Origin of the sequence: Alkalihalobacillus sp. CinArs1, assembly GCF_947387515.1 — a bacterium.
Lineage (GTDB): Bacteria > Bacillota > Bacilli > Bacillales > Guptibacillaceae > Guptibacillus.
This window is the reverse complement of sequence record NZ_CANDOB010000006.1, coordinates 39,365-59,547: the sequence shown is the minus strand read 5'-3', so window position 1 is coordinate 59,547 and position 20,183 is coordinate 39,365. Positions and strand designations below refer to the sequence as shown.

Below are 20,183 nucleotides of genomic sequence, written 5' to 3'. Positions count from 1 at the left end.
TCCTGAGCCAGGATCAAACTCTCCGATAGAAAAGTTCAATCTAGCTTTAAAACAATGTTTGTTTCCGTAGAAACAATATCTTGCATGGCGTTTCGTTCAGTTTTCAAAGATCGATTTGTTTCTTTCGATGTCGTTTTCAGCGACTTTATTAATGTAACACATTAACTCGTCCGAAGTCAACATCTTTTTTTAATTCGTTTTTGTGTCGGCCGTTTGTTATCGGCGACCTTTATAACTATACAGCCCGAACTACTATTTTGCAATAGGTTTTTAAAAATTAATTCGTATCTTTTTTTAGTATCCTTTTATACTTCGATACATCAGTAGCTGAAGCTGTCCTTTTATAGATACCTAAGAGCAAGAGGTAGCGCTCTTCCATAGCCCGTTTAACAATTTTCTCTAATCGATGATCATCAAGACTCATCAGCATTTCTTCCATCTCCCGCTTAAGGAGATACTCTATTTCTTTGCCTTCCTTTTCACTCAGTAGAAATCCGATCATGTAATACCCTCCTTTCAAACCATTATGACCATCCTTCCTACCCTTTATGAGTTGGCAAAAAGACTTTGTACATAGTTGTTTACTATAGCGCATATGAATGGGACAAAGGGGGTGCGAAATGAAGTTTTTTTGGGTGTGGAGAGGAAAGAGAATCAAACAAAGCATGGTGATTATAGCAGCTGCTTTTTTTGCGGCACTCATTTTATTTGTTGAAGGTAGAGATCTTGCTGTCTTTACTTCAAACGGGACACCATTGGCAGTCGATCAAGTAAAAAGCCAAGGTAAACAGCTGGCATTGACCTTTGATATCAGCTGGGGAGAGACTAAGGCTATTCCTATACTTGAGGAACTTAACAAACAAAACATATCAGCTTCTTTCTTCATCTCTGGAGCTTGGGCAGAACGACATCCAGAAATTGTAGAACAAATCGTAAAAGGCGGGCATGAAATTGGGAGTCTTGGTTATCGTTATGAAAACTATACCTCTATGGAAGATATAGAAATAAGAAAGGATATCATTCGTGCTCAAGAAGCGATAAAAAAAGTGTCGGGTGTGCAAACAGAGTTGATAAGGCCACCGAATGGAAATTTTAATAAGAGAGTATTGGAGGTTTCCAATAAGCTTAATCATACTGTCATTCACTGGAGCTTAGATTCTAATGATTGGAAGAACCCTGGTGCAACAGAAATTATTACTAATGTAGTAAAGGAAGCACATTCTGGGGATATCATCCTTCTTCATGCATCCGACTCAGCGAAACAAACGAGTGCCGCTCTACCGGAACTGATCACTCAACTTAAAAAGAAAGGCTATGAACTCGTTACAGTGAATGAACTAATTTCCAATGCGAATATAAATAGTAAAGAAGTAAAATAAAGCAGCCCTGCTACTTACGCAGAGCTGCTTTATTTACGTGTTTTTCGTTTCAGTAATTCGGTGTAATGTAAGGATCTGCCACACGTTACTCGTTAATAGCGGAATAAAGATTAACCAGACCCACTTCTGATCGTCGCTTTGCAAACCTGGAATCCATTCTAAAATCGTTACGACGACAATAAAGAATAGAGCCGGAATAAAAGCATGTTTATTGGTTTCTTTACTCTTGATATAAGCCGTGCCAAGACCGACCACCAATAGAAGAAGTGCTACCCCAATGTATCCCAATAAACTATCTCCTGGTTCTGCAAAGATAACGTAGCGGAAATAAACGAGGTCAAATAGCGCTACCGCTATCAGTACAACCTGTATGGTATTCCACAGTTTGACGGATTTAAAAATCCCAAGACCGAAACGGTGAATGGTTAAATATGCGAAAAACCCCATCTGACTAATCAAACTAAAGATACTGGATACACCTAAGAGCCAGAGCATAACGATCAAGAACGAAACAAATTCTCCATTCTTAAGATCATTCCAATATTGCGTCCACTCCATAGCAAGTCCAGCAATCATACCTGCTGTTGAGCCAATCAGAAGGGTTGAAAAGAATAAGTAAACAAGATTTCTTGTCTTCACATTCAAGCCCCCGATATTAATAATGTTCCTTCTCTGTAGAATTGTACCAATGCCTTATACAAATTACCACCTTTCCTTTAATCTACGCGTATAATTTCAAAAAATCGCCTAATATTAAGGATAAGACTATCCTGAAAGGAGGATAAGCGATATGAGTTCACGATTGAATCTGCTTACTATCGGATTAGCATTCCTTCTGATTACAGCCGGGTGTGCTTCAGGAGCTGCAGAGGGTTCTGAAGCAAATTATGAAGAAACTAAGAAAATGCTTGTGGATTTATTGAAGACGGATGATGGAAAAAAAGCCATCCAGGAAGTTATGTCAGACGAAGAAATGAAACAGCAGCTTGTGATGGAACAACCTTTTGTAAAAGAAACCATTCAAAAAGTACTGACTTCAGAAGAAGGAAAGAAATACTGGCAAGAGTTGCTTAAAGATCCTAAGTTCGTTGAGAACTTTGCAAAAAACATTCAGAGTGAAAACGAAAAGCTATTCAAATCACTTATGGATGATCCAGATTTCCAAGAAAAGATGATGGATTTGCTACAAGATCCTGAGATGGAGAAACATTACCTTCAACTTTTAGAAAGTAACCAATCAAGAAAACAGATGAAAGAACTAATCACTGAAACGTTAGACAGTCCTTTATTCCAAGCAAAGATACAGGAAATATTAATGAAAGCAAGCCCTGAACAAAGTAAAGAGGCTGAAGGTGGTAAAGAAGGCGAAGGCGAAGACGAGAAAAGCAAAGAAAAAGGCGGTAGCGAAGAATCAGGTGGACAGGAATAAAAAAAAGGACATGCCTCGCATGTCCTTTTGACTGTTACTCCGTTTTGGTGATGATTTCTTTTGCAATCTCTAAATATTGTTTTCCAATCGGGTGATCCGTTTGATAAATAGATGGAGCAAAGTCCTCTTCATCATAATCAGGTTGACCTAAAGGCAGCTTACCTAGTAAATCGGTGGATAGTTCAGAAGCAAGCTTCTCTCCGCCTCCCTGACCAAATACATATTCTTTCTCACCAGTTACTTTACTTTCAAAGTAAGCCATGTTTTCGACTACTCCGAGAACTTCATGCTTTGTTTTCAAAGCCATCGCACCCGCTCTAGCCGCTACAAATGCTGCCGTTGCATGTGGAGTGGTTACAATGATCTCTTTCGAAGCAGGTAACATCGTGTGGACATCTAATGCTACGTCCCCTGTACCTGGAGGAAGATCAAGAAGTAGATAATCAAGCTCTCCCCACTCCACTTCACTAAAGAAGTTGTTCAACATTTTCCCAAGCATAGGTCCGCGCCAGATGACAGGGGCATTATCTTCAACGAAGAACGCCATCGACATTACCTTCACGCCAAAACGTTCTACCGGATAGATTTTCTCCGATACGACCTTTGGACGAGTTTCAATACCCATCATATCTGGAACGCTAAACCCATAAATATCTGCATCGATGACGCCGACTTTCTTACCCAATCTCGCTAGTGATGTTGCAAGGTTAACCGTTACAGTGGATTTACCCACCCCACCTTTACCACTAGCTACAGCGATAAACTGAGTTTTGCTTTCAGGAGATAACAAAGGAGGTAAATCCGGATTTGCAGACGTTCCTTCAGGCAGCTCATCATCTGCAAGCTGCTCAAAACGTAACCCAACTGACTCTGCGCCGGCTCCTTTTAGAATATTTACGATTTCTTGCTGCACCTTCATTTGTTCAGCATTTTCAGTTTGAGCAAGTGCTACTTTGACACTTACATAGCCTTCCTTCGTTTTCACATCACGAATTGTAATACTTTTATGTAAGATAGGATCTTGCACCTTATTTAATAATTCAACGACCTGATCTTTCGTTAACATTGGGGCACCACCTTCTTTGAATTCGATTACATTGCTAGTATAACATATGTTCTCAGGCATTCAGAGAGTAGCGCTTGCATGCTTTACTAAATAAAAAACCAGCACCTACTCTTCAGGTACTGGTTCATTTGTTGAAAATCTAACGATGCCTTGATAAATCGAAGCAGCGACTTTGTTTTGGTACGTCTCCGTTTTCAGTAGTTCTCGCTCAGTCGGGTTTGATAAAAAGCCAACTTCGACGAGTGATCCCGTGATATCAGCCTCTCTTAGTAGATAAACACTATCTAAGTTCTTCGCAAATCGGTTTGTATTCTCAAGATTTCGCTTAATTTCGGATTGAATAAAGCGTGATAAAGCTTTACTATCTTCATTCGCAGGATTATAAAACGTTTGTGCGCCGCTCCATTTAGAAGAAGGGATCGCATTAAGATGTATGCTTATGAACATATCATTGCTTGAATCATTGATTATTTCAACGCGCTTTCTAAGATCTTCAGCCTTCCTGTTGCTAAGTCCCCTTGTTCCTTCAGATGCTAAATCCGTATCCGTCTCACGCGTCATGATGACGAGTGCCCCCGCTTCTTGCAAGTAATCACGTAACTTGAGTGAAATGTCTAGAGAAATATCTTTTTCAACGACGTTGTTCCCTACCGCTCCACCATCAGGACCGCCATGTCCTGGGTCGATCACGATTACTTGACCAGATAACGGCAAGTGCCAGGCATCCCATGAATGGTCGATGGCAAACTTATAATTGATGATAAAAAGTAAAACGAGAACACCGGCTGCAACACCTAGCCGCTTCCACCATTTCTTCATACTGTTCCAACACCGCCCTTCTCCCTGTCCTATTTTTATTTATATGGGACGAGTGAAGGAAATAGTATTGAATTGCTTTAAGAAGTTAGTGAAGGCGAAGACGCCGTCTCATAACCCCTTTTTCATAGCCCTTCTTCCACCAATTTGAAACAAATACGTCACATGCGATCTGAAGGGAGTCTTCATATCCACTGCTTGAACGCCAGAAGGTCCAATACTCAAAAAGCGCTTCGATCAAAGCCTTCTCTAACAGGAAACATCTCTCCTGAACCTTTCTCATCGGCTCCCCGTGACTTGAAAACTTACTGTACTCTGCTCCGAGTAAGTATGCCTCGATCGCAATATCGATACACACGTTTTCTACATCACCTTTATAAATAATCGCATCAGAAAAGAATGGAGAAAACATTTCTTTTATATCCTCAGTTAGTTCAGTAAGGGACACCTCTGTCAAAATACGCCGCTCGAATTCGATCCGCTTATGTCTCTGTCTTTCTTTAAATACTGTAATCACATTATCCAAGTCATTCACCCTCTCACTGCTCTTTACCATTTAGTGTTCAACGAGCAAGAGAGAGTATTCGAAAATGCTACTGGTAATTCATTCAGGCATCTTGGAATAATTACCTTCGTATGTGATTTGGCTGAACGCAAAAAACCTCCGGCAATCGAATGCCAGAGGTTTTTGAGTAAAGATATTAACGCTTTGAGAACTGAGGTGCACGACGTGCTGCTTTAAGACCGTATTTCTTACGTTCTTTCATACGAGCATCACGAGTTAGGAATCCAGCGCGCTTAAGAGTTCCGCGGTATTCTGGATCAGCTTCAAGAAGTGCACGAGCAATTCCGTGACGGATTGCGCCAGCTTGTCCTGTGAAGCCGCCACCTTTAACGTTTACGAAGATATCGTAAGTGCCTTCAGTGCCAGTTTCAACTAGTGGCTGCTTAGAGATAAGTTTAAGTGTTTCAAGATCAAAATAGTTGTCTAGTTCACGACCGTTAACTACCATGCGTCCGTTACCAGGAAGTAGACGTACGCGAGCTACAGAGTTTTTACGTCGGCCAGTGCCGTTGTATTGTACTTGTGCCAAAATGGGTCCCTCCTTCTATTATCCTCTTAGTTCGTATTTTTCAGGCTTTTGTGCTTGATGGTTGTGCTCGCTTCCAGCATATACGTGAAGCTTCTTAGCCATCTGGCGTCCAAGGCTATTCTTTGGAAGCATACCTTTGATCGCAATTTCAAGCATTTGCTCAGAACGCTTAGTACGCATTTCAAGAGCAGTTCTAGATTTCAAACCACCTGGGTGTCCGCTGTGACGGTAGTACATCTTGTCAGTAAGCTTCTTACCAGTAAGTTCGATTTTCTCAGCGTTAAGGATGATCACGTGATCTCCAGTGTCAACGTGAGGTGTAAATGTTGGTTTATTCTTTCCGCGTAGGATCGCTGCTACTTCACTTGCAAGACGGCCAAGTGTTTGACCTTCAGCATCAACGACATACCATTTGCGTTCTACTTCGTGGCCTTTTGCCATAAATGTCGTACGCATGAGTTTCCCTCCTAAAATCATTCCATGTATTTTAAAAACTGCCTAAAATTATTTGTCGGTTGTCAGTTAGATTTCTAAATCCGGGGCTAGTGGATGTAGAAATACCAAAGAATATCTTATAACAAACAAGGGCAAATGTCAAGGTTATTTAAATCAATAACTTATTAATTACAATAATTGACTTCCCACAAATATAGCCCTTGTGGAGAAGCGGTTTTTCCAGCTGCATCGCGGTTCTTTGCCTTTAAGATCTCGACCACTTCTTCTGTGCCTCTTTCGCCTCTTCCTACCTCTAAGAGGGTACCTGTTAAGATACGTACCATATTGTATAAAAAGCCGTTTCCTTCAAATAGGAACGTGATTTCGTTATTCACCACTTCGATTTCGATCTTGTACAGCTCTCGAACTTTATCTTTGACTTCAGATCGTGCTGAACAGAACGAAGTAAAGTCATGTTCACCGATAAGCAGTGCTGCAGCCTCCTTCATTGCCGACACATTAAGAGTGCGTGGCTCATGCAGAGCAAAGTTCCTTCGAAAAACATTAGGTGTTGTATCGTTATCAACACGATAGACATATGACTTCCGTACAACATCGTACCTTGCATGAAACGTGGAAGAAACCTCGTCTGCTTCAAGAACTCTCACATCGTTCGGAAGGAGTGTATTCAATGCTTTCGGCCACCGATCAAGTGGAATAGCGAGGTCTGTATCGAAGTGCACGACTTGCCCCGCTCCATGGACACCAGCATCCGTTCTCCCTGAACCCGTTACGTGCACGGTCTTACCTTTATGAACCTTCTGCAGTGCTCTTTGCAGTTCTTCTTGAACAGTACGTCCGTTAGGCTGAATCTGATAACCGTTAAAAGCGGTGCCGTCATATGAAATCTTTAATTTTATCCTAGTCATCCTATCCTCCCTAGCTCCTTAACAAAATCAAAGCAGTTGTGAGCAACAGAAGGAGTACGAACAATAGACTATCCTTTGCATCCCATTTTAGCAAGCGGATACTCGTTCTTCCTTCACCGCCTCGATACCCTCTCGCTTCCATCGCCATCGCGAGGTCCTCTGCACGCTTAAACGCACTAACAAACAAAGGAACGAGTAAAGGTACGATACTTTTAAGCCTCTCCTTGATCGGACCAGTAGAGAACTGCGCACCTCGTGCAGCCTGTGCCTTCATGATTTTCTCCGTCTCTTCAAGAAGTGTCGGAATGAAGCGAAGCGCGATCGACATCATGAGCGCAAATTCATGGACTGGAAGGCCAAATCGTTTAAATGGTCCAAGAAGGGTTTCAAGTCCTACCGTTATATCGATAGGTGTTGTCGTTAAGGTGAGGAGAGAGGTGATCATAATGAGAAACAAGAGTCTCATGGAAATGAATACCCCCTGCTCAACGCCTCCCTGGTACACCTCGATAAATCCTAGACTGAAAAGCAGTGGACCCTCTTTTGTTAAAAACACATGAAGAAGAAAGGTTAGTATAATGATCAATAGAATTGGCTTCAACCCATTATAGATAAACCGTATTGGAATGCGCGATACCCCAATCGCACTCAACGTGAACGCGCCGAGTAATGCATATGAAATCCAGTTATTCGCAAGAAAGACAATAATAACGAACAAAAACGTTGTTAATAGTTTCGCTCTGGGATCAAGGTTGTGAACATATGATTTTCCAGGTACATATTGACCAATAATAATGTTTTGCATCATGAGCGCTCCTCCTTTCTAAGAAGGGAGACAGCCGCTTCAACCGTTTCTTCTAACGTGAAAACACTCTTTGGAAGACTCGTACCAAACCGCGTTTCAAGACGGTGAATAAACTGCATCGTCTCAGGAACATCTAGGCTTAGAGCTGTGAGAGCATCTGCATCACTGAAGACCTCTACCGGCGTACCTTGAAGAGCAACCGTGCCTTTTTCCATGATGACGATTTGGTCAGAATACCGTGCTGCATCTTCCATGCTGTGAGTCACGAGAATCGTAGTAAGGTTCTCTTCATTATGCAGTCGATAAAACAATTCCATGATCTCTTTTCTTCCACGTGGGTCGAGACCTGCAGTCGGCTCATCGAGAATAAGGATAGAAGGTTTCATCGCAAGCACACCTGCGATCGCTACTCTCCTCATCTGACCTCCACTTAAGTCAAACGGTGAACGCTGCAAAAAGGACTGATCGAGTCCAACAAGGTCAATCAGATGTGCAGCGCGCTTCTTTGCTTCATCTTCTGCTACTCCAAAATTCATTGGACCAAAAATAATGTCTTTTTCAATTGTTTCCTCAAACAACTGATGTTCTGGGTACTGAAAAACAACACCCACATGTTTTCTCAAGTCTTTGAGACGCTTTTCCTTTTCTCCCGATTTAATATGGAAATCTCCAATTTGGATACTTCCTGAAGTAGGTTTTAAAAGTCCATTTAAATGTTGAATGAGAGTGGACTTTCCTGAACCTGTATGTCCAATAATGGAGAGAAACGTCCCTTGCTTAATAGAAAGGTCCACATCTTTTAATGCGATCCTTTCAAACGGTGTGCCTTTACTATATAAATGTTCTAAATCTTTGATTGTAATGTCCATATCTCGTCTACCAGTTCCTCCTGTGAAAGTGTGAGCGAATCAAGAGGAAATCCTCTCTCTTTCAATGCACGGTGCATCTGTAAAGGAAATGGCAAATCAAGACCGATTTCCTCTAGCATATCCCCTTTTTGAAAGATGTCTTTCGGAAGTCCTTCATCAATGACCTCACCCTTATTCATCACGATCATTCGATCTGCTTTTGCAGCCTCTTCAAGATCGTGTGTGATCGAGATTACAGTCATTCCTTCTTCCTCTTTCAACTCTCTCATCGTTTCTAGCACTTCTTTTCTTCCTGCAGGGTCAAGCATCGAAGTAGCTTCATCGAGAATAACGATCGATGGCCGTAAAGCCACAATTCCAGCTATCGCTACCCTTTGCTTTTGCCCACCTGATAAACGATGAGGCTCCTGGTCCATGTATTCTTCCATCTTCACTCTCTTGATACTTTCGGTGATGCGTTCAATCATCTCATCTCGAGGAACACCATTGTTCTCAAGACCAAACGCTACGTCATCTCTTACTGAAGTACCAACGAATTGATTATCTGGGTTCTGAAAAACGATACCAACTCTTCTTCTTACTTCCCAAATACTTTCCTCATCTCTACTATTGTATCCTTCGACAAGAACGTCACCCTTCTCAGGCTGTAACAAGCCATTCAGGTGTCTGGCTAACGTAGATTTTCCTGAGCCGTTATGACCTACGATCGCAAGCCACTCACCTTTCTGAACTGTTAATGAAACGTTATTAAGCACGTAAGGCTGCTCTTCTTGATAACGAAATGATACGTTTTGAACGGATATTAAATCGCTCATATTCGTTCCTCCTGACTCTATGTCTCTGCTAGTATAACCAACTCTATACGTATGCTGGTGCGAAAAAATGGCGGGTCTTTTACACCGCCACTTTTTCCTATCAGCATAAGATACCCTTCACTAGAAGCAATACCTTCTAAGGTGTTAGTAAAAAAAGCCTGGCGTCTGCCAGGCTTTCATAATGGCAACCAGCATGCTACCACTCTTTTAAAACATTATCGTGCGAATTAAAAAAACGCACTAAAAAAGGGCATAGAATCAGTATCCATAGTCGAGATCCTGTCCCGCCCTTTTTAATAAAGTGCGATTTAGACTAGCTCAATGATGACCATTTCAGCACCGTCACCGCGGCGAGGTCCAAGTTTGCGGATACGAGTGTAACCACCTTGGCGCTCTGCATAACGAGTAGCGATATCGCTGAATAGTTTTTGTAGTGCATCTTGGCCAGTTTCTTTGTCCGCGATCTCGTTACGTACGAAAGAAGCTGCTTGACGGCGAGCGTGAAGATCACCGCGCTTACCAAGTGTAATCATTTTGTCGATGAAAGAACGAAGCTCTTTTGCTTTCGATTCTGTAGTTTCAATACGTTCATTAATGATCAAATCTGTAACAAGGTCACGGAATAACGCTTTACGCGTATCACTTGTACGACCTAACTTTTGGTATGCCATGAAGTATTCCCTCCTTTGTTGTTTCTTAGATCAACAACTTTGTATATCTATTCTTCGTTGCGTAGTCCAAGTCCAAGCTCTTCAAGCTTCTCTTGAACCTCTTCTAAAGATTTACGTCCTAGGTTACGAACTTTCATCATGTCTTCTTCAGACTTATGAGTAAGTTCCTGGACAGTATTAATGCCAGCACGTTTCAGGCAGTTATATGAGCGAACTGAGAGATCGAGCTCTTCGATTGTCATCTCAAGCACTTTCTCTTTTTGGTCCTCTTCTTTTTCGACCATGATTTCAGCATTTTGAGCCTGATCCGTTAAGCCAACAAAAATATTTAAATGTTCATTTAAAATCTTTGCACCTAACGATACCGCTTCTTCAGGTCGAATGCTTCCATCTGTCCAAACGTCGAGGGTTAGTTTGTCATAGTTTGTTACCTGGCCGACACGAGTGTTCTCAACCTGGTAGTTCACACGAGAAACAGGAGTGAAGATCGAGTCAACTGGAATTACACCAATTGGCTGTTCATCATTCTTGTTTCCTTCCGCTTGTACATAACCTCTTCCACGAATTGCAGTAATTCTCATGTGGAAGCGAGCACTTGCAGAAAGGGTAGCAATATGAAGGTCAGGGTTTAAGATCTCCACGTCGCTGTCATGAGTAATATCACCAGCTGTTACCGTTCCAGGGCCCTGCACATCAACTACTAATGTTTTCTCTTCTTCAGAGTAGATTTTCATTGCTAGCTTCTTAAGATTGAGAATAATAGTAGTTACATCTTCGTGTACACCTTCAATTGTAGAGAACTCATGGAGTACTCCTTCAATTTGCACGGATGTCACAGCGGCACCTGGAAGAGATGATAACAAGATACGACGTAGGGAGTTCCCTAGTGTAGTTCCATAACCACGTTCTAATGGTTCTACAACAAACTTTCCGTATTTAGCATCCTCGTTGATAGCTACCGCTTCAATTTTTGGCTTTTCGATTTCGATCATCCAACAAACCCTCCTTCAAAACGTCGAACTTCGGTTAGACATTGTGTCTAACCGAATAATCCCTTTAGGCGGTTCCATTACCAACAACCTAATTATGATTCGTCAACCGTCAACAATTTATACATTATCATTATTGACATGTTCATTAATTGTATACCGATAGATTGAATCTTTCTATAAGAGATTTTTCAAAACGAGGCATTCACCCTAAGGGAACATCTACGTTTGAATTCTCTATTAATTATACTCTACGACGTTTTGGCGGACGGCAACCGTTGTGAGGTACTGGAGTTACGTCACGGATGGAAGTAACCTCTAGACCTACAGCTTGAAGCGCACGAATAGCAGCTTCACGACCAGCACCAGGGCCTTTAACGGAAACTTCGATCGTCTTCATGCCATGCTCTTGAGCTGTCTTTCCAGCTGTTTCTGCAGCCATTTGAGCTGCGAATGGAGTAGACTTACGAGAACCTTTGAAGCCCATGTTCCCAGAAGTAGCCCATGATACAGCATTTCCGTGAGTGTCAGTAATAGTTACGATTGTGTTATTGAAAGTAGAACGAATGTGAGCTACTCCACTCTCAATATTCTTTTTGACACGCTTTTTACGTGTATTAGCTTTACGTTGTTTAGCCATTTGTTAGTTTACCTCCCTTACTTCTTCTTGTTTGCTACTGTACGGCGAGGGCCTTTACGAGTACGAGAGTTGTTCTTCGTATGTTGGCCTCGGACAGGAAGACCGCGACGGTGGCGAATACCACGATATGAACCGATCTCGATTAGACGCTTAATGTTAAGGGAAACTTCACGACGAAGGTCACCTTCAACTTTAATCTTGTCTACCTCTTCACGGATTTTTCCGAGCTCTTCTTCAGTCAAGTCGCGAACGCGTGTATCTTCAGATACACCAGCATCAACTAGGACTTGTTTAGCAGTAGTTTTACCGATTCCATATACGTAAGTTAACGCGATTACGATGCGCTTTTCGCGTGGAACATCAATACCAGCAATACGTGCCATTACGTTGCACCTCCTTATATATTAACCTTGTTTTTGCTTGTGTTTAGGGTTATCACAGATAACCATTACTTTACCTTTACGGCGAATAACTTTACATTTTTCACAAATTGGTTTTACTGATGGTCTTACCTTCATTGTTTTTTACCCTCCTTGTATTCGGAGATTAACTTTTTATTTATATCGATACGTGATTCGACCACGTGATAAGTCATATGGAGAAAGCTCAACAGTTACTTTGTCGCCTGGCAAAATACGAATGTAATGCATGCGTATCTTCCCGGATACGTGAGCAAGGATCTTATGACCGTTTTCGAGTTCTACTCGAAACATTGCATTCGGTAGAGGTTCGATAACTGTGCCTTCCATTTCAATAACATCTTCCTTAGCCATCTACTTGCTCTCCCTCCTTTAAATCAATGACATATTCATTCATATACTTTGAGATCGCGAAACGCAGCTTGCCATTTGTGACACGGCTCGTTTCCTCAAGACTTCGCTTTACCTCAGGGGATACATAATTCGTTAGCTCCAGGTGTGCGAGGTTCTTTCGCTTTGGACGATCAAATTTTCGTTTGTCGCCATCTGCGATGAAAACATAACGATCATCTATCAGTTCAACAATCACGCTATATTGTTCAGCGTCTCTTCCCCGTTTGTTCCGCACGATCCGACCGATCTCGGGCACGGTTTCCGACTCTTTCAAGAACCATCACCTTCACTTAGGCCTTTGTTAAAATTTCATATCCTTCTTCTGTAACAGTAAAAGTATGCTCAAAGTGAGCGCATTTTTTACCGTCAGTTGTTACTACAGTCCAGTTATCTGAAAGCGTCCGAACATACCGAGAGCCCATATTCACCATTGGCTCAACCGCAAGGACCATGCCTTGTTTGAGCCTAGGTCCTTTTCCTGGAGGACCATAATGAGGAATTTGAGGATCTTCATGAAGGTCCTGTCCTACACCATGACCAACATATTCTCGTACGATCGAAAAACCTTCAGCTTCCGCATACGTTTGAATTGCATGAGAAATGTCGGAAAGTCTTTTCCCGATTTTCGCCTCAGCCAATCCTTTATATAACGATTCCTCGGTAACTTTTAACAACCGTTCGTCTTCTTCTGAGATAGTGCCAACAGGATAGGTCCAGGCTGAATCGCCATGATAACCTTTATATTTAGCACCGATATCGATGCTGATAATATCTCCCTCCGCCAACACGCGATCTCCTGGAATACCATGTACCAGCTCTTCGTTTACAGAAGCGCAGATACTTCCAGTAAATCCATTGTAACCCTTAAAGGAAGGAATTGCATCAAGCTGACGAATAAACCGATCGGCAATCGTATCCAGCTCTTTTGTCGTAACTCCAGGCTTAATGTGCTTCTGCAGTTCTTGATGCGTTAATGCGACAATTTTGCCCGCCTCTCGCATGATATCAAGTTCGCGAGGAGTCTTGCAAATAATCATTACGACAACCCTCCGAGGAGTTGATCGATGTCTTCAAACACCACATTGATGTCTTTGTTGCCGTCAATGGTTTTTAGATAGCCTTTGCCTTCATAAAAGGTCAACAACGGTTGCTGTTGCTGCTTGTTGACATCGAGGCGTGTGCGTACAGTTTCTTCTTTATCATCATCTCGTTGATAAAGTTCTCCTCCGCACTTATCACAGACTCCTTCTTCCGTTGGAGGATTGAAGATCGCATGATAAGTTGCTCCACAGTTCTTACAAACACGACGCCCAGTCAATCTCTTCATAAGTTGATCTTCTTCAACAGCGATATTAACAACATAATCTAGTTGTTTATCCATATCGGAGAGGATCTTCTCAAGAGCTTCTGCCTGAGCTACTGTTCTTGGGAAACCATCAAGGAGAAAACCTTTTTCGCAATCATCTTTTCCTAAACGGTCTCGTACTATACCAATCGTTACTTCATCGGGTACGAGATTTCCGGAATCCATGTACTCTTTTGCTTTTATACCAAGAGGTGTTCCTTCTTTAATCGCTGCTCGGAACATATCTCCTGTTGAGATATGAGGGATGCCATACTTTTCGACAATCTTTTCTGCCTGGGTTCCTTTTCCGACACCCGGGAGCCCCATTAATACTAGATTCATCTAATCCCTCCATACGTCACCCAATCGAGGATGAAGGAGGGGAAGAAAGTTCTTCCCAGTTTATCCTCAAGATTTAATAAAGCCTTTATAATGACGTTTAATTAATTGACTTTCAATTTGCTTCATCGTATCAAGCGCTACCCCAACAACGATCAGCAAGCTTGTTCCGCCGATTTGCAGCGTTTGCGGCAGTCCTGCTACGGTTGTGAAAAACACCGGAATAATCGATACAACTGCAAGGAATAGAGCTCCTACAAATGTTAAACGATAGAGAATGCGTGTAATGTACGTTTCCGTAGCATTACCTGGACGGATACCAGGAATATATCCACCCTGCTTTTTCAGATTCTCTGCCATCTTCTCCGGATTCACCTGGACAAACGTATAGAAATACGTAAAGCCAATGATGAGTAACGCATACACGACCATGCCGATAGGCTGTGTGTAATCAAAGATTCTGACGATCCAATCTGTTACCGAATTACTTCCGAACAGTCTTGCAACTGTTGGAGGAGTAATGATAAGTGAAATTGCAAAGATAACTGGAATAACACCTGCTGCATTTACCTTGATCGGTAAGTGTGTTGATTGACCGCCAACTTGTCTGCGGTTAACAGTACGCTTAGCGTATTGGATTGGAATCTTACGTAGACCTTGCTGTACAAAGATAACAGCTACGACGATCGCTAATGCTGCTAGAGCAATAATAGCAAGTGTAACGATGTTAATGAACAGCTCATCTTGCGCTCCTTCAAACATCTGTGCGTACAACTGGTTAAGACCAGGAGGAATTGCAGCTACAATTCCGGCAAAGATGATGATGGAAATTCCATTACCAACGCCTTTAGCAGTAATCTGCTCGCCTAACCACATCAAAAAAGCCGTTCCGGCTGTAAGAACTAGAGCAATATTAAGGTACGTCAAGAAACCTGCATCTGAAATCAACTGGCCTCCAACCATGTTGTTGAAACCGATAGATAGCGCGATACCCTGGATAAATCCAAGACCGATCGTTCCATATCGAGTAACTTGAGTGAGCTTTTTACGCCCGGCTTCGCCCTGTTTTGACCATTCGGTAAACTTAGGGACGACATCCATCTGTAGAAGCTGCACAATGATTGAAGCAGTGATATAAGGCATGATTCCCATGGCAAAGATGGAGAAGTTTTGCAACGCTCCACCGCCAAAGGTGTTGAGTACTCCGAAGAGACTCATTTGATCTTGAAATTCTAATACTTCTCTGTTCACACCAGGAACCGGTATGAATGTTCCGATACGGAACACGACAAGCATGAGTAGCGTAAAAATGACTTTGTTTCTAATATCACCTACGCGCATAATGTTGGAGATTGCTTGGAACATTAGATCACCTCAGTATTTCCGCCTGCCGCTTCAATAGCTTCCTTAGCAGAAGCTGAGAACTTGTGGGCTTTCACGGTAAGCTTTTTCTCTAGCTTACCATTACCTAGAATCTTAATTCCAGCTTTTTCTTTGCTGACAACGCCAGTTTCTAGCAATAGCTCTGGGGATACTTCAGTTCCATCTTCAAAACGGTTTAGCGAATCAAGATTAACAATCGCGAACTCTTTACGGTTCATGTTTGTAAATCCACGTTTCGGTAGACGTTTGAAAATCGGAAGCTGTCCTCCCTCGAAACCTGGGCGTACTCCGCCGCCAGAACGAGACTTTTGACCTTTTTGACCGCGACCAGATGTTTTACCGTTACCTGTTGCAATACCGCGACCAAGTCTGTTGCGTTCTTTACGAGAACCTTCAGATGGTTTTAGTTCGTGTAGTTTCAATGTGGGCACCTCCTCAATGTATAGATTTTTTATGCATCGATTTCGTTAACAGTTACAAGGTGAGATACCTTGTTAACCATACCGCGAATAGCAGGGTTGTCGTTATGAACAACCGTTTGATGCATCTTGTTCAGTCCAAGAGTTTTTACCGTCACGCGTTGGTCTTGAGGGCGACCAATCACACTACGTGAGAGGGTGATTTCTAATTTCTTAGCCATCTGTTATCCCTCCCTTAACCTAATAGCTCTTCTACAGATTTTCCACGAAGCTTTGCAACGTCTTCTGCACGCTTGAGGTTTTCAAGGCCGTTAAGTGTTGCACGCACCATGTTAATCGGATTGTTAGATCCAAGAGACTTCGATAGAATGTCGCCTACACCAGCAAGTTCTAATACCGCACGTACAGGTCCACCAGCGATAACTCCAGTACCTTCAGAAGCTGGCTTCAATAGTACATTACCTGCTCCGAAATGACCTGTAATTTGGTGAGGGATTGTAGTTCCAACAACAGGAACAGTGATCAAGTTCTTCTTCGCATCTTCGATAGCTTTGCGAATTGCTTCAGGAACTTCCTGCGCTTTACCAGTTCCGAAGCCAACGTGACCGTTTTTATCTCCGACTACTACGATTGCTGCAAAGCGGAAACGACGTCCACCTTTTACAACTTTCGCTACACGGTTAACGGTAACTACGCGTTCTTCAAGTTCTAGTTTGTTAGCATCAATGCTACGCATGGGTTAACCTCCTTTTTATTAAAATTTCAGTCCAGCTTCACGAGCTGCGTCTGCAAGAGCTTTAACACGTCCGTGGTATAGATACCCACCGCGGTCAAAAACCACTTCAGTATGACCTGCTTCAACAGCACGCTTTGCAATTGCTTCTCCGACTTTAGTAGCAGCCTCAGTGTTACCGCCGTTGTTAACGTCCATTCCTTGCTCCATGCTAGATGCTGATACCAAAGTTACGCCTTTAACATCATCAATAAGCTGAGCATAAATGTTCTTGTTTGAACGGAAAACGTTTAGACGAGGACGTTCAGCTGTGCCGGATACGTTACGACGAACGCGAGCGTGTCTTTTTTGACGCGCTTTGTTTTTATCGGCTTTAGTGATCATGAAATGTCACTCCTTTCCGCTAGGTTTTTACCTATTTACCAGTTTTACCTTCTTTACGACGAACATATTCGCCTTCATAACGGATACCTTTGCCTTTATAAGGCTCTGGAAGACGTACTGAACGGATGTTAGCTGCAACAGCTCCAACACGCTCTTTATCGATACCTTTTACTACAACCTTCGTGTTTGAAGGAACTTCAACTTCGATGCCTTCTTCTGGTACGATCTCAACTGGGTGAGAGTAACCAACGTTAAGCACTAGTTTCTGACCGGATTTGTTAGCACGCCAACCAACCCCGATGATTTCAAGGCCTTTTTCAAAACCTTTAGTCACACCTTCAACCATGTTTGCGATCAGGCTGCGAGTTGTTCCGTGTAGAGCACGGTGCTCTTTATTTTCTGAAGGACGAGCAACAGTTAGCACGTTATCTTCGATAGTTACTTTAATATCGGAGTTGAACGTACGAGAAAGTTCACCTTTCGGTCCCTTTACTGTTACAACGTCGTCTTTAATATCAATTGTTACACCACTTGGGATTTCAATCGGTTTAAGTCCGACACGTGACATAATTACACCTCCATTCCGCTTTTAAGAATTACCAAACGTAAGCGAGTACTTCGCCGCCTACTTGCTGTTGACGAGCTTCTTTGTCCGTCATAATTCCTTTAGAAGTAGAAACAAGAGCGATTCCTAGGCCGCCAAGTACGCGTGGTACTTCGTCAGCTTTAGCGTAAACGCGAAGACCAGGTTTACTGATTCGCTTTAAGCCAGTGATAACGCGCTCGTTGTTAGAACCGTACTTAAGAAAGATACGGATGATGCCCTGCTTGTTGTCTTCAACGATTTCAACATCGCGTACAAAACCTTCACGCTTGAGGATTTCAGCAATGTTTCTCTTTGAATTAGATGCAGGTAATTCTAGTTTTTCGTGACGCACTGTGTTTGCGTTACGAATACGTGTAAGCATATCTGCAATTGGATCAGTCATGACCATTAGTAATTACCTCCTTCCCTATCTCGGGTTTACCAGCTAGCCTTTTTAACGCCTGGGATTTGACCTTTGTATGCAAGTTCACGGAAACAAATACGGCAAAGCTTAAATTTGCGAATAACTGAATGAGGACGTCCACAACGCTCACAACGTGTGTATTCCTGAACGTTAAACTTAGCTTGGCGCTTTTGTTTCGCGATCATTGATTTTTTCGCCACAATTTTCCCTCCTTACTTACTTTTGAAATGGCATACCTAGTTGTGTCAACATTTCACGGCTCTCTTCGTCCGTTTTAGCTGTTGTTACGATAACGATGTCCATTCCGCGCACTTTGTTTACATTATCGTAATCAATTTCAGGGAAAATCAACTGTTCTTTGATGCCTAGTGTGTAGTTACCACGGCCATCGAATGCTTTCTTAGAAACACCTCTGAAGTCACGTACACGAGGTAGTGATACAGATACTAGCTTATCTAAGAAATCATACATACGAGTGCCACGAAGTGTAACCTTCGCACCGATTGGCATACCTTCACGAAGTTTAAAACCAGCGATGGATTTTTTAGCTTTCGTGATGACAGGCTTTTGACCTGAGAGTAACTGAAGCTCTTCTACAGCCGTATCTAGAGCTTTCGGGTTCTGCACAGCGTCACCAACACCCATGTTGATTACAATTTTCTCAACTTTTGGCACTTCCATAACGGAAGAGTAATTAAATTTCTCCATAAGAGAAGGTTTTGTTTCGTTTTGATACTTTTCTTGAAGACGGTTCATCGGATAGACCTCCTTTCGCTAAAAACTACTTATCGAGTACTTCACCGGATTTTTTTGCGATACGAACTTTTTTGCCGTTTTCCTCTTTATAACCAACGCGAGTAGGTTCACCAGATTTCGGATCTAGTGCCATTACGTTAGAAACATGGACAGCTGCTTCTTGTTCAACAATTCCACCCTGTGGGTTAGCTTGAGAAGGCTTGGAATGTTTCTTAACAAGGTTAACACCTTCCACGATTACTCTATCTTTTTTCGGGTAAGCTTCAAGGATCACACCTTGCTTTCCTTTGTCCTTACCAGAGATAACTTTTACTTTATCACCTTTTTTAACGTGCATAACGTCCTGCGCACCTCCTTACAAGGCATCTATTTTCAAACGATTAAAGAACTTCTGGAGCAAGAGATACGATTTTCATGTACTGGTTGTCACGAAGTTCACGAGCAACCGGTCCGAAAATACGAGTTCCGCGTGGTCCTTTGTCATCACGGATTACTACCGCTGCGTTTTCGTCGAACTTGATGTAAGAACCATCTGGACGACGAACTCCGCTCTTACTGCGTACGATAACAGCTCTGACAACTTCACCCTTCTTAACAACGCCACCAGGTGTTGCCTGTTTCACCGAACAAACAATTACGTCACCGATGTTAGCTGTTTTACGACCAGTACCACCGAGAACCTTAATGCATTGCAATTCACGAGCACCAGAGTTGTCTGCAGATTTCAAACGAGATTCCTGTTGAATCATTTAGATAGACCTCCCTTCGGACATGAGTAAATGATCCGAGTTCATTTAGATAATTACAGCTTCTTCAACAACTTCAACAAGACGGAAACGCTTATCTTTAGATAGCGGACGAGTTTCCATAATACGTACTACGTCGTTGATCTTTGCAGAGTTGTTTTCATCATGCGCTTTAAACTTCTTAGAGTATTTCACGCGTTTACCGTATAGTGGGTGCATTTTATAAGTCTCAACCATAACTGTGATTGTTTTATCCATTTTGTCTGAGACAACACGACCTACATATACTTTGCGATTATTGCGTTCGCTCATTTCGCAA

General features: G+C 42.4%; 34 protein-coding genes. 2 read left to right on the top strand and 32 right to left on the bottom strand.

Features of this window, described 5'->3' with window-relative positions; translation table 11 throughout:
* Positions 1-277: 277 nt before the first annotated feature.
* A complete protein-coding gene (locus PFZ69_RS19750) occupies positions 278-502 on the bottom strand; it encodes a hypothetical protein (RefSeq protein WP_270182818.1) in 225 nt (74 codons plus the stop codon).
* Between the two features lie 118 nt (positions 503-620).
* Between PFZ69_RS19750 and pdaB the strand changes: the two genes are divergently transcribed.
* Positions 621-1,379, top strand: coding sequence for a polysaccharide deacetylase family sporulation protein PdaB (gene pdaB / locus PFZ69_RS19745; protein WP_270182817.1), 759 nt, complete (start codon positions 621-623; stop codon positions 1,377-1,379).
* A gap of 33 nt (positions 1,380-1,412) precedes the next feature.
* Here pdaB and PFZ69_RS19740 read toward each other — a convergent pair whose 3' ends face one another.
* Complete coding sequence (locus PFZ69_RS19740; RefSeq protein WP_270182816.1) at positions 1,413-2,018, bottom strand: KinB-signaling pathway activation protein; 606 nt, start codon at positions 2,016-2,018, stop codon at positions 1,413-1,415.
* Positions 2,019-2,169: 151 nt separating this feature from the next.
* Here PFZ69_RS19740 and gerD point away from each other — a divergent pair, with 151 nt between their 5' ends.
* Positions 2,170-2,808, top strand: coding sequence for a spore germination lipoprotein GerD (gene gerD / locus PFZ69_RS19735; RefSeq protein WP_270182815.1), 639 nt, complete (start codon positions 2,170-2,172; stop codon positions 2,806-2,808).
* 34 nt (positions 2,809-2,842) lie between these two features.
* Here gerD and PFZ69_RS19730 read toward each other — a convergent pair whose 3' ends face one another.
* The 30 genes from PFZ69_RS19730 to rpsQ all read right to left on the bottom strand — a co-directional run bounded on the left by PFZ69_RS19730 (position 2,843) and on the right by rpsQ (position 20,176).
* Positions 2,843-3,874, bottom strand: a complete 1,032-nt coding sequence (locus tag PFZ69_RS19730; RefSeq protein WP_270182814.1) for an Mrp/NBP35 family ATP-binding protein — start codon at positions 3,872-3,874, stop codon at positions 2,843-2,845.
* 105 nt (positions 3,875-3,979) lie between these two features.
* Complete coding sequence (gene cwlD / locus PFZ69_RS19725) at positions 3,980-4,693, bottom strand: N-acetylmuramoyl-L-alanine amidase CwlD (RefSeq protein WP_270182813.1); 714 nt, start codon at positions 4,691-4,693, stop codon at positions 3,980-3,982.
* A gap of 85 nt (positions 4,694-4,778) precedes the next feature.
* Positions 4,779-5,207: a DUF2521 family protein gene (locus PFZ69_RS19720; protein ID WP_270182821.1), complete on the bottom strand. Its 429-nt coding sequence runs from the start codon at positions 5,205-5,207 to the stop codon at positions 4,779-4,781.
* Between the two features lie 184 nt (positions 5,208-5,391).
* The gene (gene rpsI / locus PFZ69_RS19715) at positions 5,392-5,784 is read right to left on the bottom strand and encodes a 30S ribosomal protein S9 (protein WP_270182812.1); all 393 of its coding nucleotides are present in this window, start codon (positions 5,782-5,784) and stop codon (positions 5,392-5,394) included.
* An 18-nt stretch (positions 5,785-5,802) separates the two neighbouring features.
* Positions 5,803-6,240: a 50S ribosomal protein L13 gene (gene rplM, locus PFZ69_RS19710; RefSeq protein WP_270182811.1), complete on the bottom strand. Its 438-nt coding sequence runs from the start codon at positions 6,238-6,240 to the stop codon at positions 5,803-5,805.
* Between the two features lie 164 nt (positions 6,241-6,404).
* The gene (truA, locus tag PFZ69_RS19705) at positions 6,405-7,148 is read right to left on the bottom strand and encodes a tRNA pseudouridine(38-40) synthase TruA (RefSeq protein ID WP_270182810.1); all 744 of its coding nucleotides are present in this window, start codon (positions 7,146-7,148) and stop codon (positions 6,405-6,407) included.
* 10 nt (positions 7,149-7,158) lie between these two features.
* Positions 7,159-7,956, bottom strand: coding sequence for an energy-coupling factor transporter transmembrane component T family protein (locus PFZ69_RS19700; protein ID WP_270182809.1), 798 nt, complete (start codon positions 7,954-7,956; stop codon positions 7,159-7,161).
* Complete coding sequence (locus PFZ69_RS19695) at positions 7,953-8,822, bottom strand: energy-coupling factor ABC transporter ATP-binding protein (protein WP_270182808.1); 870 nt, start codon at positions 8,820-8,822, stop codon at positions 7,953-7,955. The genes PFZ69_RS19700 and PFZ69_RS19695 overlap by 4 nt, the downstream gene beginning before the upstream one ends.
* Positions 8,798-9,637, bottom strand: coding sequence for an energy-coupling factor ABC transporter ATP-binding protein (locus PFZ69_RS19690; RefSeq protein ID WP_270182807.1), 840 nt, complete (start codon positions 9,635-9,637; stop codon positions 8,798-8,800). The genes PFZ69_RS19695 and PFZ69_RS19690 overlap by 25 nt, the downstream gene beginning before the upstream one ends.
* 308 nt (positions 9,638-9,945) lie before the next feature.
* Positions 9,946-10,308 carry a 50S ribosomal protein L17 gene (gene rplQ / locus PFZ69_RS19685; RefSeq protein WP_270182806.1) on the bottom strand — a complete coding sequence of 121 codons (363 nt, stop codon included), beginning with the start codon at positions 10,306-10,308 and terminating at the stop codon, positions 9,946-9,948.
* Between the two features lie 47 nt (positions 10,309-10,355).
* Positions 10,356-11,300, bottom strand: coding sequence for a DNA-directed RNA polymerase subunit alpha (locus PFZ69_RS19680; RefSeq protein WP_224885182.1), 945 nt, complete (start codon positions 11,298-11,300; stop codon positions 10,356-10,358).
* 241 nt (positions 11,301-11,541) lie between these two features.
* On the bottom strand, positions 11,542-11,937 hold the full coding sequence (gene rpsK / locus PFZ69_RS19675; RefSeq protein WP_270182805.1) for a 30S ribosomal protein S11: 396 nt from the start codon (positions 11,935-11,937) through the stop codon (positions 11,542-11,544).
* A gap of 17 nt (positions 11,938-11,954) precedes the next feature.
* Positions 11,955-12,320 carry a 30S ribosomal protein S13 gene (rpsM, locus tag PFZ69_RS19670; RefSeq protein ID WP_270182804.1) on the bottom strand — a complete coding sequence of 122 codons (366 nt, stop codon included), beginning with the start codon at positions 12,318-12,320 and terminating at the stop codon, positions 11,955-11,957.
* A gap of 21 nt (positions 12,321-12,341) precedes the next feature.
* On the bottom strand, positions 12,342-12,455 hold the full coding sequence (rpmJ, locus tag PFZ69_RS19665; protein ID WP_036787716.1) for a 50S ribosomal protein L36: 114 nt from the start codon (positions 12,453-12,455) through the stop codon (positions 12,342-12,344).
* A gap of 36 nt (positions 12,456-12,491) precedes the next feature.
* On the bottom strand, positions 12,492-12,710 hold the full coding sequence (gene infA / locus PFZ69_RS19660; RefSeq protein WP_113808059.1) for a translation initiation factor IF-1: 219 nt from the start codon (positions 12,708-12,710) through the stop codon (positions 12,492-12,494).
* Positions 12,703-13,023 (bottom strand): KOW domain-containing RNA-binding protein, encoded by a 321-nt coding sequence (locus tag PFZ69_RS19655; protein WP_270182803.1) that lies wholly within the window; start codon positions 13,021-13,023, stop codon positions 12,703-12,705. Before PFZ69_RS19655 ends, infA begins: the two co-directional genes overlap by 8 nt.
* A 16-nt stretch (positions 13,024-13,039) precedes the next feature.
* The gene (gene map, locus PFZ69_RS19650; RefSeq protein WP_270182802.1) at positions 13,040-13,786 is read right to left on the bottom strand and encodes a type I methionyl aminopeptidase; all 747 of its coding nucleotides are present in this window, start codon (positions 13,784-13,786) and stop codon (positions 13,040-13,042) included.
* A complete protein-coding gene (locus PFZ69_RS19645; protein WP_270182801.1) occupies positions 13,786-14,436 on the bottom strand; it encodes an adenylate kinase in 651 nt (216 codons plus the stop codon). Before PFZ69_RS19645 ends, map begins: the two co-directional genes overlap by 1 nt.
* Positions 14,437-14,502: 66 nt before the next feature.
* The gene (gene secY, locus PFZ69_RS19640; RefSeq protein ID WP_270182800.1) at positions 14,503-15,798 is read right to left on the bottom strand and encodes a preprotein translocase subunit SecY; all 1,296 of its coding nucleotides are present in this window, start codon (positions 15,796-15,798) and stop codon (positions 14,503-14,505) included.
* Complete coding sequence (gene rplO, locus PFZ69_RS19635; protein WP_270182799.1) at positions 15,798-16,238, bottom strand: 50S ribosomal protein L15; 441 nt, start codon at positions 16,236-16,238, stop codon at positions 15,798-15,800. Before rplO ends, secY begins: the two co-directional genes overlap by 1 nt.
* A gap of 29 nt (positions 16,239-16,267) precedes the next feature.
* Entirely contained in the window at positions 16,268-16,456 is a 189-nt protein-coding gene (gene rpmD / locus PFZ69_RS19630; protein ID WP_270182798.1) for a 50S ribosomal protein L30, read from the bottom strand.
* Between the two features lie 14 nt (positions 16,457-16,470).
* Entirely contained in the window at positions 16,471-16,971 is a 501-nt protein-coding gene (gene rpsE / locus PFZ69_RS19625; RefSeq protein ID WP_048313339.1) for a 30S ribosomal protein S5, read from the bottom strand.
* 18 nt (positions 16,972-16,989) lie between these two features.
* Positions 16,990-17,352: a 50S ribosomal protein L18 gene (rplR, locus tag PFZ69_RS19620; RefSeq protein WP_270182797.1), complete on the bottom strand. Its 363-nt coding sequence runs from the start codon at positions 17,350-17,352 to the stop codon at positions 16,990-16,992.
* Positions 17,353-17,383: 31 nt separating this feature from the next.
* A complete protein-coding gene (gene rplF / locus PFZ69_RS19615) occupies positions 17,384-17,920 on the bottom strand; it encodes a 50S ribosomal protein L6 (RefSeq protein WP_270182796.1) in 537 nt (178 codons plus the stop codon).
* 28 nt (positions 17,921-17,948) lie between these two features.
* Complete coding sequence (gene rpsH / locus PFZ69_RS19610; protein WP_224885205.1) at positions 17,949-18,347, bottom strand: 30S ribosomal protein S8; 399 nt, start codon at positions 18,345-18,347, stop codon at positions 17,949-17,951.
* Positions 18,348-18,376: 29 nt separating this feature from the next.
* Positions 18,377-18,562, bottom strand: coding sequence for a type Z 30S ribosomal protein S14 (locus tag PFZ69_RS19605; protein ID WP_224885207.1), 186 nt, complete (start codon positions 18,560-18,562; stop codon positions 18,377-18,379).
* Between the two features lie 16 nt (positions 18,563-18,578).
* Entirely contained in the window at positions 18,579-19,118 is a 540-nt protein-coding gene (rplE, locus tag PFZ69_RS19600) for a 50S ribosomal protein L5 (RefSeq protein WP_270182795.1), read from the bottom strand.
* A gap of 25 nt (positions 19,119-19,143) precedes the next feature.
* Complete coding sequence (rplX, locus tag PFZ69_RS19595; RefSeq protein ID WP_224885211.1) at positions 19,144-19,455, bottom strand: 50S ribosomal protein L24; 312 nt, start codon at positions 19,453-19,455, stop codon at positions 19,144-19,146.
* A 43-nt stretch (positions 19,456-19,498) separates the two neighbouring features.
* Entirely contained in the window at positions 19,499-19,867 is a 369-nt protein-coding gene (rplN, locus tag PFZ69_RS19590) for a 50S ribosomal protein L14 (protein ID WP_270182794.1), read from the bottom strand.
* 45 nt (positions 19,868-19,912) lie between these two features.
* Positions 19,913-20,176, bottom strand: coding sequence for a 30S ribosomal protein S17 (rpsQ, locus tag PFZ69_RS19585; protein ID WP_224885215.1), 264 nt, complete (start codon positions 20,174-20,176; stop codon positions 19,913-19,915).
* Positions 20,177-20,183 lie beyond the last annotated feature (7 nt).